The organism is Paenibacillus massiliensis 2301065 = DSM 16942 (assembly GCF_000377505.1).
GTDB classification, from domain to species: domain Bacteria; phylum Bacillota; class Bacilli; order Paenibacillales; family Paenibacillaceae; genus Paenibacillus; species Paenibacillus massiliensis.
On sequence record NZ_KB898194.1, the window covers coordinates 144,320 to 161,106 of the forward strand.

General features: G+C 47.8%; 14 protein-coding genes and 2 tRNA genes. 9 read left to right on the plus strand and 7 right to left on the minus strand.

All coding sequences use genetic code 11. From position 1 onward, the window contains the following. Positions 1–32: 32 nt before the first annotated feature. Positions 33–974, minus strand: a complete 942-nt coding sequence (locus D328_RS0120070) for a zinc-binding dehydrogenase (RefSeq protein ID WP_018886832.1) — start codon at positions 972–974, stop codon at positions 33–35. A gap of 122 nt (positions 975–1,096) precedes the next feature. On the opposite strand from D328_RS0120070, the gene D328_RS0120075 reads away from it, so the two are divergent. Continuing rightward, positions 1,097–1,975 (plus strand): hypothetical protein, encoded by an 879-nt coding sequence (locus tag D328_RS0120075; RefSeq protein ID WP_018886833.1) that lies wholly within the window; start codon positions 1,097–1,099, stop codon positions 1,973–1,975. A gap of 96 nt (positions 1,976–2,071) precedes the next feature. Here D328_RS0120075 and D328_RS0120080 read toward each other — a convergent pair whose 3' ends face one another. Continuing rightward, the gene (locus D328_RS0120080; RefSeq protein WP_018886834.1) at positions 2,072–3,001 is read right to left on the minus strand and encodes an AraC family transcriptional regulator; all 930 of its coding nucleotides are present in this window, start codon (positions 2,999–3,001) and stop codon (positions 2,072–2,074) included. 186 nt (positions 3,002–3,187) lie between these two features. On the opposite strand from D328_RS0120080, the gene D328_RS0120085 reads away from it, so the two are divergent. Continuing rightward, positions 3,188–3,925 (plus strand): SDR family oxidoreductase, encoded by a 738-nt coding sequence (locus D328_RS0120085; RefSeq protein WP_018886835.1) that lies wholly within the window; start codon positions 3,188–3,190, stop codon positions 3,923–3,925. 349 nt (positions 3,926–4,274) lie between these two features. Here the strand turns inward: D328_RS0120085 and D328_RS0120090 are convergent, their stop codons facing one another. Then, positions 4,275–7,325 carry a glycoside hydrolase family 2 TIM barrel-domain containing protein gene (locus D328_RS0120090; protein WP_018886836.1) on the minus strand — a complete coding sequence of 1,017 codons (3,051 nt, stop codon included), beginning with the start codon at positions 7,323–7,325 and terminating at the stop codon, positions 4,275–4,277. A gap of 134 nt (positions 7,326–7,459) precedes the next feature. On the opposite strand from D328_RS0120090, the gene D328_RS29445 reads away from it, so the two are divergent. Next, the gene (locus D328_RS29445) at positions 7,460–8,326 is read left to right on the plus strand and encodes a helix-turn-helix domain-containing protein (protein ID WP_018886837.1); all 867 of its coding nucleotides are present in this window, start codon (positions 7,460–7,462) and stop codon (positions 8,324–8,326) included. A 215-nt stretch (positions 8,327–8,541) separates the two neighbouring features. Then, positions 8,542–8,706: a hypothetical protein gene (locus D328_RS31285; RefSeq protein ID WP_018886838.1), complete on the plus strand. Its 165-nt coding sequence runs from the start codon at positions 8,542–8,544 to the stop codon at positions 8,704–8,706. A 131-nt stretch (positions 8,707–8,837) separates the two neighbouring features. Here the strand turns inward: D328_RS31285 and D328_RS0120105 are convergent. Then, positions 8,838–8,911: transfer RNA gene (locus D328_RS0120105), tRNA-Ile, on the minus strand. A 338-nt stretch (positions 8,912–9,249) separates the two neighbouring features. Here D328_RS0120105 and D328_RS31095 point away from each other — a divergent pair. Then, positions 9,250–9,411 carry a hypothetical protein gene (locus D328_RS31095; protein WP_018886839.1) on the plus strand — a complete coding sequence of 54 codons (162 nt, stop codon included), beginning with the start codon at positions 9,250–9,252 and terminating at the stop codon, positions 9,409–9,411. A gap of 389 nt (positions 9,412–9,800) precedes the next feature. On the opposite strand, the gene D328_RS0120115 is transcribed toward D328_RS31095, so the two are convergent. After that, the gene (locus D328_RS0120115; protein WP_018886840.1) at positions 9,801–9,995 is read right to left on the minus strand and encodes a hypothetical protein; all 195 of its coding nucleotides are present in this window, start codon (positions 9,993–9,995) and stop codon (positions 9,801–9,803) included. Between the two features lie 223 nt (positions 9,996–10,218). After that, the gene (locus tag D328_RS0120120; RefSeq protein WP_018886841.1) at positions 10,219–10,389 is read right to left on the minus strand and encodes a hypothetical protein; all 171 of its coding nucleotides are present in this window, start codon (positions 10,387–10,389) and stop codon (positions 10,219–10,221) included. A gap of 272 nt (positions 10,390–10,661) precedes the next feature. On the opposite strand from D328_RS0120120, the gene D328_RS0120125 reads away from it, so the two are divergent. Continuing rightward, a tRNA-Leu gene (locus D328_RS0120125) sits at positions 10,662–10,747 on the plus strand. A 452-nt stretch (positions 10,748–11,199) separates the two neighbouring features. Next, positions 11,200–12,306 carry a fibronectin type III domain-containing protein gene (locus D328_RS31610; RefSeq protein ID WP_018886842.1) on the plus strand — a complete coding sequence of 369 codons (1,107 nt, stop codon included), beginning with the start codon at positions 11,200–11,202 and terminating at the stop codon, positions 12,304–12,306. 148 nt (positions 12,307–12,454) lie between these two features. On the opposite strand, the gene D328_RS0120135 is transcribed toward D328_RS31610, so the two are convergent. Continuing rightward, entirely contained in the window at positions 12,455–13,495 is a 1,041-nt protein-coding gene (locus tag D328_RS0120135) for a PocR ligand-binding domain-containing protein (RefSeq protein ID WP_018886843.1), read from the minus strand. Positions 13,496–13,797: 302 nt separating this feature from the next. On the opposite strand from D328_RS0120135, the gene D328_RS0120140 reads away from it, so the two are divergent. After that, entirely contained in the window at positions 13,798–14,940 is a 1,143-nt protein-coding gene (locus tag D328_RS0120140) for a glycerol dehydrogenase (RefSeq protein WP_018886844.1), read from the plus strand. Then, positions 14,937–16,706, plus strand: a complete 1,770-nt coding sequence (gene dhaK / locus D328_RS30790; protein WP_018886845.1) for a dihydroxyacetone kinase subunit DhaK — start codon at positions 14,937–14,939, stop codon at positions 16,704–16,706. Before D328_RS0120140 ends, dhaK begins: the two co-directional genes overlap by 4 nt. The last annotated feature ends 81 nt before the right edge of the window (positions 16,707–16,787 follow it).

The following is a 16,787-nucleotide window of genomic DNA, read 5'->3' on the forward strand; positions in this document are numbered from 1 at the left end:
TAGAAGGAATTAGCTCTAATAGGCTTATATAATCAATCTAAGTGAAGCACGGCTTTGCCCGAGAATTTCCGTTCCATAAGATTACGGGCAACGGTGTCAATTTCGGTCCAAGACGCCTCCACTTCGATTCGTGGGAATAACCGCTCATTTGTGACTAGCCGGGCCAGCAAACTCAGATCATCCGCGGCTGATTGACGAGTGAGTTCCTCACCTAAAAAGAAGCTGTACAAGGTTTTTCCTCCACTGGTCACCATATTCTTCATATCGATCATAGCGGTATTTGAAGAGGAAAATCCTACCGCAACGCAAATTCCTTGGGGCGCTAGCTGCGGCAGCAACGCCGCCAGTGTATTGCCGCCTACTGAATCGATAATCAGATCGTACGGCCCAAATTCGCTGGCTGATGAAATTGCGGAATATCCAATGATCACTTCGTCGGATCCTACCTCCCGAACAAGCTCAGCCTTCTCTTCCGTGCTTGCCGTACCAACAACGTATGCGCCGGATTGGACTGCTAGCTGATGGGCGAATAGCCCAACTCCGCCGCTAGAGCCTGTAATGAAAATCCGTTTGCCAAGCAGCATGCCGCCTTTTCGAAGTGCATAAAGAGCCGTGAGCCCTGCTACGGGGAGGGTAGCCGCCTCCGTAAAAGTGAGTTTGTCTGGGATTTCGGCCAACAACGATACGGGAGCAGCCACTTGCTCACTCCAGGCTCCCATCGGGAGCAAACCAACAACCCTGGCCCCTTTTTGCGGTCCTGCGCCGTTCTCTGCCGGCTCGATGACTATCCCGGCGAAATCCCAGCCAGGACGACTAGCTATTTCCTGATTTTTAGCGTCACTCACTTCACCGCGGTTGAGTGAGATGGCCTTCACTTGTACAAGCGCTTCCCATGGATTAGGCTGCGGGGCATCAACTTCCTTGAAGGCCAAATGAGACGGGGCATGCGGATCAACAACAATAGTACGAATCATATCGGTTTTCCTCCATGTTGGTTATGGTCATTAGATGACCTTCATTTCAATGAAGAGTATACTTTTAAATAAAGGTTCGGCCCAAGTGCAGAACTACACTTCATAAGAGAAGGGAAGAGAGGATGGGGATAGATACGGAGAATTCCAGACATAGAATCGTAATGGGAGAAATTGAAGCCCTGCGGATAAAACGCCAGCAAAAGCTTGTCGATCGACCTCAACCATCCTTAAAACGATTTACTCAACAAGAGCTGAACGACGAGGCTTTTCCTTCGTATAAAAATCTGCTGGTTGGACGTACCCGCCGCATACCGACCCGCCAGACGATAATAAATATTGCAGAATATCTTGAGTGTACATCCGACGAGCGTAACGATTTACTTATGGCAGCTGGTTATCTTCCAATTCAGACCGAATTGTATGGACGATCGTTGGAGCGTGCAATAGAGTGGGCTCAGCAAACGATGAGGAGTATTCCTTTTCCCGCCATGGTCGTAACACATACTCAGGACATCAAGGGATTAAATGAGCCCTTTCATCAATTGTTCGAAATTCCTCTTGACCGTTCATATGATGGTTTAATGAATAGGGTCGATTTACATTTTAATTCTGGTTTTCCTATCCGGTCCCGCTCTACGTTTGACAAGGCGTCGTTTCAGCAGTGGGAGGAGCACATCATAAACGGAATACAAGCCTTTAAGAGTGAGCACATGCTCTCGCGTTATGATGCGTGGTATCAAAAATTGCTGGATAGAGTTCAGAAATATAACGCGTCCGAATATCTGAGTGTGCCGGATGTAGGGGGAAATGTTGATCAAACACAAACAATTCTAGCCAGAATGGAAAGCTCCGGAGACCTTATTCCCGTACGCTACAGACAGGTTTCGATCTCCGCAGGCGGCCGCTTATATCCGCAAGTTGAGGTTTTCCTGCCGGTAGATTCTGCCGCGCGCGCAGTTTTTGAGAAACTGGGATGTCCAACTGATTGTACATTTGTCTAATCAGATGTAATCTTAATGTCCGCAGAACTTATTGTCGGGGCAGAAATAATAAATTTTTAGACCGCCTTCAATGGCGGTCTTTTCTCTGCAATTTCTTTAAATCTGAATCTTTTCGGAGTCTTTATTGGAACCGCGAAACTTTTGAACATCCCGTATCGGTGCTTGGCCATACATACGGGTATATTCACGACTAAATTGGGAGGGGCTTTCGTAGCCGACGCGGAACGCCGCATCAGAGGCTAGGAGAGATTCCGTTAACATTAACCGCCGGGCTTCCTGCAAACGAACCATTTTCTGGTATTGCAGTGGGCTCATCGCTGTGACGCGCTTGAAATGCTTGTGAAACGCCGATGTGCTCATATTCACGGATTTTGCGAGGTGGCTGATCGCTAGAGGGCGATCATATTGACGATTAATGAATCGGATTGCTTGAGCGATGTTATAGGAATGGCTACCGCTGGTCGCTAATTGATAAAGGAGCGCACCCTGTTCGCCCTGAAGCATTCGATACAGAACTTCGCGGGTGATAAGCGGTGCTAGAACTGGAATGTCCTCAGGCGTGTCGAGCAGTTGCATGAGCCGCACGATGACTTCAAGCAACGCAGGAGACGTTTGGCTTAAAGCTATACCTCGGCCGGTTTCCGCCGAAACGGAAGCCGGCCAATTCATTTTTTCAACATTCTCCAGGATGGAACCGGTGTCGAAGCTCAATTTCAAGCCTAAAAATGGAGTCTCGGGTGAAGCCTCGACGATTTTACCTATGATCGGCAATTCTACGGAAGTGACTAAGTATGTCGAAGGATCGTATCGATAAGTTTCACGAGCCAGTGTAGCCGTCTTAACACCCTGCGCCACGACGCAAATGGATGGTTGGTAGACGGATTCCAACGGTTCCGACAAATGAGTAGCATGCATCAGGGATAAATTAGGAACAGCTGTCCGATGCGTTCCGCTATTGGGAGCATGGCGGCGTATTAAAAGTGCCAATTGCTGCAAGGCTTGTTCCATCCGCAGTGATTCGTCCATTGTCTATGTAGGCCATCCTTTCTAGAGAGGTGATATTTACTTTTATTATAAGGAGATGAAAGAGAATTAGGCAAGGACCGGACAGGAATGGTCTAACGGCATGATACGATTACTTACTATAATGAATTTGTAAAGTCTGGCGTATGATTGTTAGATTCATAACTTGATAAAGGAAGTGGAAAGGAAATGAGTGTGAATGGAAAAGTCGCGATCGTCACTGGGGCGTCGCGAGGAATTGGGCGGCAAGTGGCCATCCAACTAGCACGATCCGGAGCAAAGGTGGCTGTCAATTATTCCTCGAGCGGAGGAAAAGCGGACGAGGTTGTAAAGACAATTGAACAATTGGGCGGCCAAGCAGTTGCAATCCAAGCCGACGTAAGTAAGGTGGACGATGTTGAAATGTTGTTCTCGGAAACGCTAGAACGTTTCGGGCGTGTGGACATACTGGTTAATAATGCTGGCATCATGGAAAATCATGCGATTGCGGACGTGTCGGAGGAGATTTTTGATCGGCATTTCGCGCTCAACGTGAAAGGGACTTATTTTGCTTGCCAACAAGCGATGAAGCATATGATGCAAGGCGGAACCATCATTAACTTCTCGACGTCCGTCTCGGGTGCCATGCTTCCAACGTACAGCGTATATGCAGCAACGAAAGGAGCGGTCGAGCAGCTGACACGTCAATTGGCCAAGGAATTTGGTCCCAAGGACATCGCCATCAATTGCATCGCGCCTGGGCAAGTGGCAACGGATTTGTTCCTCAACGGTAAATCGCCGGAGTTGGTCGATTCGTTCCGTCGAATGAACGCGTTCGGACGGCTCGGTGAACCGGAGGATATTGCGAATGCGCTGGAGTTGCTCGTCAGTGACAAAGCCCGTTGGATAACGGGACAGACGATTCGCGTTAACGGCGGGTTTAATTGATCTTGAGGAAAGTAGCTCTGAGAAAGGAGAGGCGAACGAACAGCGTGAAGCAGCGTTGTTGGTGTAACTCTCTTTTGCGTGCTATCAGGACACGAAAAAGAAGCCGAAATACTTGCCGTTAAAGACAACACGGAGAGCCGTATCTTACCATGCTGAACTAACTGGCAACGTTAGTATAATGACAGCAGCGGGAGACCAAGACTTTTTTTATCAAGTCTTGGTCTCCCGCTGCTTTTTACTAGTGGATGTCTAACACTTTTTCTGCTGACAGATCAAGTGAATGATATGCCTGAAATTAACCCAGTAACCCAGTAACTCGGTGAACGGGGTTCATCCACAATGTCGCTCCTTATTCATCTTCTTTGAATACAGGACGAATTTGACAAGTGAAGCGAATGTTCTTCTCGGACAAGCGATAGGCTGGCAGCAGCTCTGGACCACAGGAGTTGGAGCCGACACCGCTCATTTTGTAATCGATATGGACTACAGTCTCCGGAATCGGCTGCAGCTCATAGGTATGCTCTGCCTTGGCCAGCAGCTCTGGAGTCACATGCAGCGCCTGGAAGGAGAAATCCTCCTCAGCGGTGAAGCGGAGTCCCATACCAAGCAGGTTCGTTACGTTTGCCCATCCTGTACCGAAGCGTGCGCCATTCTCTTGTGGCATGACATAGTTCTGGAACAGTTGGTCAACGGTGGTCTCATACACGGCTTTACGGGTGCTGTGATGCTTGTCAGCATAGCCCTCATGTGGTCCATAGCCGAAGTACTCGACTTCCTCCGAACCCTTCGGCATCTCTAGACGAAGACCAAAGCGCGGCAGATAAGGAGCCTCTTCGTTCACATCGGCCTGCGTGCAGAAGGTGATTAGGCCTTGACTGTCCACTGTCCATACCGAACGGCCTTGAATCAGCATCGGACGAATGCTACCGCCAAGTCCGTAGGAGACGCGAATCTCAATGATGCCTGTCTCGGTGCGGCTCCATGAGCAACTGTAGATTTTCGTGTGGAGCTCGTGCATTTGCCAGCTCAACCAATCTTTCTTAATGTTAATGTCATTATCTGTTGGAGCTCGCCATACGGATAGCTTCGGCGGTGAAGCGAGCATTTCCACACCCTGCTTGGAGATCGAAGTGAATGTGCCGAGTCCAAGCTCGAAGGTGTAATGAAAATGACGACCACGAATCAACAGCTGACCATTTTCCTCCACAGTCTCCAGTGGCCATTCCGGTAACGACGAGACCATCGGTGCCACAGCCTGTTGCTGTGCGGCATATTCGAATTGAGCAAAGGAAAGCTCGTAGCCAGGTACTGACCAGGCCGTCTCCAGCTTGCTCCGATACGTGAGTGTAAGCCAGACCGAACCCTGCTCTTGCACCAGCTCCTCCAGAGAATAGGGCAGCTGAATCACAGCCTGATCACCGGGCTGAACGTTTAGCTCTGAATGTAGACCTTGCGCGATAAGTTGCCCAGCTTGCTCCAGCTTCCAGTGCAGCATGACATTGGACAGATCCGTGAAATCATAGCGGTTATGAATGCGAATCTCTGCTTTTGCAAAGTCCACCAGCTCCGTATGGACAGGCGCGATAATCTGCTTGAGCTCCAGCAGACCTGTATGTGGCTTGCGATCAGGGGATACCAATCCGTCAATACAGAAGTTGCCGTCATGTGGCGATTCTCCAAAGTCTCCACCATAAGCGAAATATTTGGTACCATCGGCAGTAGTCTGCTGGATACCATGATCGCACCATTCCCATACACATCCGCCCATGAGCTTTGGATAGCGGTAGAATAAATCCCAATACTCTTTCAGATCCCCAGGGCCGTTCCCCATCGCATGGCTGTATTCACACAGGAACAATGGCTTGGTCTGATTCGGGTCCTCGGCGTAAGCCTGAACCTTCTCTGTGGAGGCATACATTTCGCTTTCCATGTCAAGGACATCCTTGCGCTTGTCGCCATTGTAGCGCTCAGCGGCTCCCTCGTAATGCACCAGCCTTGAGGCATCCCGCTGCTTGGTCCAGGCAGCCATTGCGATGTGATTGTCTGCATAACCGGACTCATTCCCCATAGACCAGATGATGACGCACGGATGATTCTTATCCCGTTCTACCATCCGCTCAGCCCGCTCTAAGAAGGATTCACGCCAGAGAGGGTCAGCAGAGATCATGTGGAAGGCCTCTTCCTTACCAGGGTAAGCGCGAATGAGCCCATGACATTCCAGATCTGCTTCATCAATGACATAGAAGCCATATTCGTTGCACAGATCAAGGAAACGCGGATCGTTCGGATAATGCGATGTACGAACCGTGTTAATGTTATGCTGCTTCATCAGCATCAGATCTTCCTTCATATGCCGCATGGAGACGGTAGCGCCCAGGACCGGATGAGAATCGTGACGGTTCACGCCCTTTAATTTGACGGGAACGCCGTTGATTTTGAACACGCTATCTTCAATGGATACGGTGCGGAAGCCAACATGATGAGCGAAGGTCTCCGCCCCAGCCTGAATAATCAGCTCATAGAGATAAGGCTGCTCGGCGTTCCATAGTGTTGGATTGTTCAGTCTTATGGACAGACTTCCATCCTTCGTCAGCTTGCTATGTGCAGTGCCGACAGAGCTTCGATTGTGGTCCAGCAGTGTGGCCGTCACAGGAAGCTCGTCTGTCGATAAGTCAGACGCTTGAATTTGAACATGCAAGTTGACGGAGGTCAGATCCTCATTGAAGGCTTGAAGGATTTCGAAGTCACGCACATGGCTATCCTCGCGGCTTAGCAAGTAGACATCACGGAAGATACCGGAATAACGCCACACATCCTGATCCTCCAAATACGTCCCATCACACCATTTCAGCACCATGACTGCGACTTTATTCTCGCCGGCCTGTACATAGTCGCTGATTCGGAATTCGGCAGGCATACGGCTGCCCTGACTGTAACCAACGAACTGACCGTTCACCCACAGGTAGAAGCAGGAGTTGACCCCTTCAAACACGATATACTGCTGCTTCGTGGTCTCCTTCTCGGATAGATAGAAGCTACGTACATACAATCCGGCAGGATTTTCGCTCGGAACGTAAGGTGGATTGAATGGAATTGGATAGTTTACATTTGTGTAGTGCTGCTGATCATACCCATTCGTCTGCCAGCAGGACGGCACCAACAGTTGATCCCAGGAGGAGGTGTCGAAGTCCTGCTCATAGAAAGGCTCATTAACCTGATGAACACTTGCCTTGTAGCTGAAGCTCCAGCTTCCGTTCAAAGATTGGTAGTAAGGTGAATACCCTCTTTTTCTGGAGATGGCATCGGCCTGATTATCATAAGGTATGAAGGCAGCGCGGGCCGGTTCGCGATTCACCTGTAGAATATTTGGATTTTCCCAATAGGGTTCGATACGGATCATTTCATCAGACTCCTTGTCATGGTAAGATCACTGTAATAACACATCTGATTATATAGACAAAGAGAGTTAATACATAGGTGATAAATGGACATTTAACCTCACAAAAAGGACATGTTATCAAGGGAGGCAATACAGTGGAGAAGCTGGGACTACGAATCAATCTGTATCAGCAAAGCCCGGAAGGGATGCCGATTCAGCTATATACTATTGGGGTGGAGCCTCAAGCGCCCATGACGCGACCACAGGGCTTCTCAGCGATGCAATGCATGATTTCGCTCCAGGGAAGCGGGGTATTTCGAATCTATGGGGAGGAGGAATGGTCTGCTATTCCCGAGCACAGTCTGCTGTATATACCTGCTGGACTGCCGCATGAATACATGGCGCTAGATCAGCAGCATTGGCTGTTGGGATTCGTCACCTTCACGGAGAGAAGAGAGGGATGGATGGCCGAATTAGGCTTCGGGCAGCAGCCTTATTGTATGCCATTGACCGAGGTGGATTCCTTGTATGCACGAATGGAGGAGATGTGGGAGATTACAGGGGAGCGTCCTCAGCTGTGGAAGTCTGCTGAGCTGCTGCTATCATTCTGCGTGGAGCTGCATCGGTTGCAGAAAGCGGAGAGAACGGACATCGTGCCGACACGTCAGCCGGATAGTGTGGTAGAAGCGATTACCTCATTTCTGCATGATCATCTGGAGCGAGATTTCTCGCTTGATGAATTGTCAGCGTACATTGGATATTCTGCGAAGCAGACGGTGCGGCTGTTCACAGGGCGAGTGGGCATGACACCACATCAGTATTTGAAAAAAATACGCATGGAAACTGCCACATGGCTACTTGATCATCAGCAGCAGATGACGGTGAAGGAGATTGCGCTTCATGTAGGGATGGAGCCGGACTATTTTACCCGTACCTTCAAGCAGACCTATACGGTCACGCCCTCGGAGCATCGCCAGCGCCAGCTTGACAAGAAGAAGCTCTGGACGCCAGGGAAGCGATGATTTCATGACCCATGGACATCTCCCATATGCAATTAATAAAGCCAAAAGGGATCTACCCATACCGTAAGGAAACCTATGCCGTTAAGGAAGCTCATTTTATTGATGCTAAATGCTAAGAAAGCATATGTATGACAGGGAATCATTGGAGATAATGCTATTTTTGCGACAAGCCGGGCACACTAGCGGGGACAACTTGTAGCGAAAGAGGGACGCTCATGCAGTGGATTTATTTCGGTAAGCTCTATACAACAAAGTTCCAGGCCGGCTGCCTGGCCAAGCGTCTTGAGGAGGACGGATGGATGTACGGATATCAGGACCCCAAGGCGGTAGAGATCTATCAGTCACGTAGGGGGCGCTACGGCGTTCGCTTCATACCGTGATTGAAGATATTATAGAAGGATTATTTTTTGAAAAGGTTAAATGGACGAAATCTGTATGGTGAACACAACAAAAAAACATGAGATAAAGCAAAAATCCTCTCCTGAATGAACAGGAGAGGATTTGCTATGTATGGGCCCTGAGGGACTCGAACCCCCGACCAATCGGTTATGAGCCGACCGCTCTAACCAACTGAGCTAAGGGCCCTCAATGCTATGCTGTGTTACTGATTATTCTTAGGAAACATCAAACAGCGGCGTTAATTAATATACAACATTTTCATTTCATTCGTCAAGTGTTTTTTTGACATCAGGATATGACGGCCTCATGAACAATGCTGAACAGCTTTTATTAAAATTTTAACAAGTATGACTTTTGGTACAGTTGTGGACAAATGTAGGGGACATAATGGGAGTTGAGAGGAAAGTCCTGTACTATTATAGGGATATTCGTCGCAAGAGCCTATAAAAAAGTTGAACGAATGTGCCTATAGGTCTAAATAATCGGATCATATATGTCGAAATAGAACTTAAGGAGGGGGTTGTATGAACTGGAATGCAATAAAGGTTAAGCTTGGCATGCGTCTTGGCATGCATCCTGCCAGATCAACGGAGGAAGGCAGCTTTACGACCGGGATTATTTGGGGATTGCTGCTCAGTGCGGTACTCTGGGTATCTATTATTGGCTGGATTTCAATGCTATTCTAGAAGGACTAATAAGTAAACATTGTGCAGCTACAGTAGCTAACGGAAAGACGTAAAGGAGCAGCGAACAACGATAGCTCTGTTCCTGGAAGTAGCTGCAGACTACATATATCTGAAGTGAAAATCTAAAACACAGTAGAAACGTTTTGTTACAGTAGGAATAAGTATCGAAAAGCCTTTAATTGTAGTAGTAAGCGATTAATTGTAATATATGAGAAAACACCGCCCAGAAATGTCTGTGGCGGTGTTTTGCTGTCTAAAAGAGGGCTAGGCTGGTATATCCGTTGTGCCTGCCTATAAACTCCTATAAAGCCTGTAGATGCCTGTACGCGCTTGTGGCGCCATGTAGCAACCGAGACCCATTCTGGTTGATAAGTAAGCCTAAGGGGGCATTATTCCTCCTCAGCTTCATGCTGGGTGTGCTTGCCACTAAAATCCTCTGCGAGCTTCTCCATTCCCTTGTTGACGGCTTCGTCAATCATATCGGTTGCTGCTGGACGGCTGGGGTCTACATCAGGGAGCTCATTGAAGCCTGGAGCTCGCTCCTCCAATGGCTTGTCATTCTCATGATCAGAAGCTTTGCTCATCTAGATACACCTCGTTTCTTCGAAAAGAACTGTTTGTGATTCAAGTGATATTGTAAGTGAGCCAACACTTGAGCCTGTATTGGGGACAAGTAATAAGTGAAACAACATGAAGTAATTTTTCGCTGATTTCACGATTCGCTATATGATGCTATTAACCCCATTCTTGATCTTGAATCAAAATGAAGCCGGAGAAGTTGTACCTCTCCGGCCAGGTCTTTCGTGCTTATCTGTGTTCAACTCGGTGTTCAACCAAATCGATGGTGCCCAGCACCAAATGGGCCAGACCAAATCCAAGAATGCCAGTGGCGGCGAGCTTGTACTTGCTTGCAAGCAGTACGGCTCCCGAGGCAGACACAACGGTACCAAGAACGGTTGGAACTAACCCTTCACGCATACATAACACTCCTCACAGATCAGATTGAAAGACAGCATTATTGTGTGTTTAAGCGTAACAGGATATGCGTGGTTGTATTTGTGTGAAGTTTGAATTTGTTGTTGGATAAATGTCTCAGGGTCTCCGCAAATACAGGATTCTTCAAAGGACTGAAAAAAACACTTGCAAACATCTCTAAATTATCGTAAGATATGTTGGTGACCGCAAAACGGATGAATTAAAAGCCTTCCAATTATTGCTTTGGATATAAGCGGAAGCATATATGATTTTACGCCGGGGTGGCGGAATTGGCAGACGCACAGGACTTAAAATCCTGCGGTAGGTGACTACCGTACGGGTTCGACCCCCGTCCTCGGCATCATATTTTATCGAAAGAATCCCTTGAAGTTCAAGGGATTCTTTCTTTTTTAGTCTGAAACCTACAACATGGGGACAAGCACTTTATTATCGTTGGGGACGGATTGGGGACGAATTTTTGGATCGAAGACGTCAAGATAAGCTTTCGTTTTATGACTAAGCTTTTTGTTAACATAAGCATTAGTGTCTGTGATCACCTGAGGTGCATGACGAAGTCGACGAGGACGAAGAATCAGAAAAAGAGGCGTTTGGAGGATTACAGGAGATATTTAGAAGTGCCCTTAAGAGCTCTGACGGCTAACGCTGTCAGAGTTTTTGTGCGTTCGTTTGAAAACCATTATAAACAAATATGCAAAATTACAGTATATTTTTATAGATCAGCAAGTATATGTTTAGACAGTAATTCAGAACTTGTCTATCATACATTCATATACCATGGAAGAGGGGAATACAATGTATAAAAGTCTCGTGTCATTGATGTGTACAGTATCGTTGTTTCTGGCATTCTTTCCTGCTACGGCAGGCGCTGAGCCTGTTGGGATGCTAAGAGGTCAGGTTATTCAGACAGGAAGCCATCCGACTAACCCCATAGGAAAAACGAGTACTGTTACGGATAATGATTTCTCAACCTTTTTTAATTTGCGTTCTGAAATCGAAAGCCGGACTGTGAATGATTTTTTGATCTATCAGTTTTCTACTCCGGTTGATATTACTGCATATAAACTATATATAGAAAACTATAACAAATATACTTTAACTTTTATATTTTATGATTCCGCAAACAAAGAAATCACCAGATTCAGGCAGACCATTTCAGGGGATAATGGAATTTATCCTTTTGCCAAATCTATAGAAGGCGTGAAGAAAATGGTGGTATGGAACTCGGTAAAGACCAACCCAACCCTAAAAGTCTTGGAATGGGACGTATATAATATTCCTGTTGAAAATCCAACTACATTGACTGCTTCTGGCGGTGATCGTCAGGCAACACTGACATGGGATCAGGTTCCTGAGGCCGATTCTTATACGGTACGCTATGGTACAGAACCTGGAAAGTATACCGAAACGCTGACAGTAACGAAGGACAAATTTGAGGGTCTTGTTATCCCAGAGCTAACGAATGGGATAACATATTACTTTAACGTCATTCCAATTGTGAATGGAGTGGAAGTTCTTCCTTCTAATGAAGCCTCAGCAACCCCAGAAGATTCAGAAGCTGAGGAACCGACAACACCGGGAGAGCCAGGAACTGAGCAACCAGGAACAGGGGAACCAACGAATCCAGAGGAACCTGGAACTGAGGAACCCACAGTGCCAGAACAACCATCCGGCAACCGAGCTATCTTGGTAGTCACAATGACGACTGGGCTGGAGAAGGAATTCGATCTGAGCATGAAAGAAGTAAACGACTTCATTGCCTGGTACGAAGCAAAGCAGGCCGGATCAGGAAAAGCCTCCTACGCCATCAATAAGCATGATAATAACAAAGGTCCATTCAGCAGTCGTAAGGATTACATTTTGTATGATCGTGTGCTGACCTTTGAGGTAAGTGAGTATTAATATAAATCCTGCCATAGAGCTATTGTGCTTTCTAGGGCTTCACCAGCTAATGCCGGTGGAGCTCTTTTGTTAATAAAAGTACTAGTATTCGCATATAGAGCAGGAGGAACGTGGGCCACTGCTTTTTTGGGGGAAAGACTGTAGACCCCTACCGAACAGACTTCTCTTGAATGTACTTGCGATAGAGGGCAGGCGTGATCTCCTCGAACTTTTTGAAGATTTTGATAAAATACCCCGATTCATTGAATCCCAGCTCATCACTGATCTGTGCGACGGGCATGTCGGTGACCTCCAGCAATTGCTTAGCCCACTTGATCTTCAGCCTTGCCAGATAAGTTGTGAAGTTCTCGCCAGTCTCCTTGGCGAACAACCTGCTGAAATAGCTTGGACTCAGGTGACACAGCTCGGCCATTTGTTTGAGCGCAATCTGTTCACTCTTGTGACTGTGTATGTATTCAAAAGCAGGCTGTAGCACCGGGCTCGTGATGTCGGTATCGCTCGGGCTGTTCTTGAGATAGGCATCTGCAATCGCATTGGTCATCTCTTTTTTAATGGATTCGATATTGCGAATGGAGTAGCCGGGCAGAATGGTGGACAGGTTCAACGACTCCTGATTTCCTGAGGCTTTCTCAAACATTTCGACCAGCAAATGCTTGTTCAGTGCCTCCTCCACAATGTAGCTGCAGAGCAGGGAAAGCATATTGGAGATGCTCACAATTTCATCATAGGTCATGACAGGCAACTGGTCATAGTCACTCTTTAATTCCTCCAGCTTTCCGGCATGCATGGGCACGTTCTTGGAAGTGACGATCTGCTCCAGTTCAGTCCCTTTCTCGGGGTCGGCGAGCTTCACTTGTCCCGCCATCACGGCGCCGATATATTTACCATCGATCGTAATGGGAATCGCAATATCTATAATATTGAAATGACAAAGATAGACGTAGGGTTCATTGAGTCGAACGGCTTCCAGACCGCCGCGCGCATCACATTTTTGGCAGTAGGGAAGAAGCTCGGGATCTTGGCGAACATTCTGGCAGAAGGCCTGGCAGCTACTATGACTGGTTACGGGAATACCTTTATAATCCACGGTTAGTATTGCGAGCTTGGTCACCGTTGCAAGTGAGTCCTGTAGACGTTTCCATTTGGTAAGGTCCAGAATTTTATGAATATGTAGATATTCTTTGATCATAGGTGCGACCTCCATAGCTAACCTGAATCCATGAATTTGGCCGTTAAAAGTTAGCAATTTGTACATATTAAGATGGAATAACGATGGGTAATGTAGTATGGGAGGTCAATATGCAACCATCTCATGACAATAACATACCACGAATGTGTGAAAAGGCAAAAAATTACGATTGAAAATTATAATTATTTGTTATAAAAGTCCACTGTAAACGTCCATATCCTGCGTTATATTAGGGTTATTGTAAGCGATTAAAATTTAAACATATTTCTGATTTTATATCAGATCAGGAGGCGTATATCTATATGAGAAAAGCATTTATCAGTCCAACCAAATATGTGCAGGGCGAAGATGAGCTGTTGAACCTGGGTTACTTTGTACAATCCTTCGGGAATTCTGCCTTGCTAATTGCACATCCGGATGATGTTCAGCGCGTAAAGGCGAAGCTGGATGCAACCGCAGAGAAGTTCAATATTACTTTTGTTGAAAGCGGTTTTAGAGGAGAATGCTCTCGTGAGGAAGTCGCACGCTTGCAAGAGATTGCGAAGGACAAAGGCTGCACCTGCACCATTGGCCTTGGTGGTGGTAAAGCGATTGATGCGGCTAAATGTGTAGCAGAGGGTGAGGCATTGATTATCTGCCCAACGATTGCGGCAACCGACGCACCGACAAGCCACTCCGCCGTATTGTATACACCAGAGGGTGCCTTTGATGACTATGCTTATTTCAAACAAAGCCCGAGTGTAGTTCTCGTGGATACAACGGTGATCGCCAACGCTCCAACACGTTTCCTGGTATCTGGTATGGGAGATGCACTCTCTACTTATTTCGAAGCAAGAGCAACAGCGAAATCTTATTCCCGCGTGAATGCAAGTCTGCCGATGGGCTCCCGTGAAGGCTACACACCGTCAGCATTCGGTACGAATGCAGCGCTTGCCTTGGCGAAGCTGTGTTATGAAATGCTGCTGAGCGATGGCGTGAAGGCCAAGGTAGCCAGTGACAGCAACATGGTGACCCAAGCGCTGGAGAATATCGTGGAGACCAACATCCTGCTGTCTGGCCTTGGATTTGAGAGTGGCGGTCTGGCCGCAGCGCACGCGATCCATAACGGGTTGACTATTCTGGAGGGTACACATCATTTCTTCCACGGAGAAAAGGTGGCGTTCGGAACCATTGCACAGCTCGTCCTTGAAAATGCTCCAACCGAGGAGCTGCATCAGGTACTCGACTTCTGTCTTGAAGTGGGCCTGCCAGTCAGTCTGGCCGATATCGGAGTAGATACGATCAGCCAGGAAGAGCTGCTGAAGGTGGCAGAGATTGCTTGTATTCCGGAGGAATCCATTCACTCGATGCCGTTCCCGATCACAGTTCCTGAGGTTGCTGGCGCTATTGCAACAGCTGACCGGATCGGACGGGAGTACAAAGCTCGCCGGGAGGGGAAAAAATGAAAAAAATAATCAATCAGGCTGAGAATGTTGTCATGGAGATGTGCAACGGGATTGCGCTTGCGCACCCGGAGCTTGAATTTTTGAAGAAATATAAAGTGATTAAGCGCAGAGAGATCCAGACTGATAAAGTCAGTCTCATCAGTGGCGGCGGTAGTGGACATGAGCCGGCTCACGCGGGCTACGTCGGAAAAGGCATGCTGGATGCAGCCGTGTGTGGGGATGTGTTCGCATCTCCTTCCCAAATCCAGGTGTATCAGGCGATCAAGGCCACGGCCAGTGACAAGGGTACACTCTTGATTATCAAGAACTATAGTGGAGATATGATGAACTTCAAGAATGCGGCGCATCTGGCAGAGGAAGATGGCATCGACGTACAGTATGTACGGGTTGAGGATGACATTGCTGTACAAGACAGCCTATATACTGTAGGTCGCCGTGGCGTTGCTGGTACGGTACTCGTTCACAAAATCGCCGGAGCAGCAGCAGAAGAAGGACGCAGTCTGGCAGAGGTAAAAGCAGTGGCGGAGAAAGCAGCACAGAATGTGCGTAGCATTGGTTTTGGATTCACATCCTGTACGGTTCCAGCCAAGGGTACCCCGACATTCGAGATTGCAGCGGACGAAATGGAATTCGGTGTAGGTATCCATGGTGAACCAGGCATTCGCCGTGAGAAAATCGTATCCGCAGATGAGCTGGCAGGCCGGATGGTCGGGGCATTACTGGCAGATATGAAGCTGGACAAGGATGCATCTGCCGAGATTGCGGTGCTTGTGAATGGCTTTGGCGCAACACCACTTCAGGAGCTGTACCTGCTGAACAATTCGGTTCAGCGGGAGCTTGCAGGGCATGCAGGTCTACAGGTGGCTACGACGTTTATTGGCAACTACATGACAAGTATTGATATGGCAGGGGCATCCCTTACCATACTGAAGCTGGATGACGAACTGAAGACACTGTTGTTCAAGGAAAGTGATGCGCCTGCGTTCAAGGTATCCGGTCCTCCCGCAGCACAAGTGGCATACTCCGAAGCGTTAGAGTCTGCTCAGAGTGAAGACGCTCCGGTATCGTATGAAGTGGAGACGCCTGCAACGTCTGCAGTGATTAGCAACAATCAATTCTCCTTGGACAATATTGTCTACCTGATGGATAAAATGAGCGAGATCATCATCAAGAATGAAGTGCCATTCTGTGAACTGGATTCCCATGCGGGTGATGGCGATTTCGGCATGAGTGTGGCCAAGGGCTTCCGTCAGTTGAAGCGCGAATGGAATCACATCATAAATGAAGAGAAGAAAGACATCGGTTCGTTCCTCAATGCCTGTTCGCTCGTAATCATGGAATACTGTGGTGGAGCGTCTGGCCCGATCTGGGGTTCGGCCTTTCGTGCAGCAGGCAAGGCTGTGGGGGATGTACAGCAATTGAGCGTTGCTGCATTTGCCGAAATGATGCAGGCGGCGGTTCAAGGTATTCAATCGACAGGAGAGCGCTCCTTCGGTCGGGGTGCCGTTGTAGGAGACAAGACATTGATTGATGCACTTGTTCCATGTGCCGATGCTTGGACGCAAAGTGCGGAGTCTGGCGATGACTTCAAAACCGCATTTGCCAAAGGTGCAGCAGCAGCCGTCGAGGGAGCGAAGAAAACGGAAGATATCGTGGCACGCTTGGGCCGGGCAGGCACAGTCGGTGATCGTAGTCTGGGATATCCTGATGCTGGCGCTTACGCACTAGGCGTTATTTTCACAGAGCTGTCCGAGTCGATGAAATAACTACAGTAAACCAAAGAAACGACTTTAGTCTAATGGAAGTTAGAACTAAAGTCGTTTCTTTAATTTAGATTTGTCCAACCT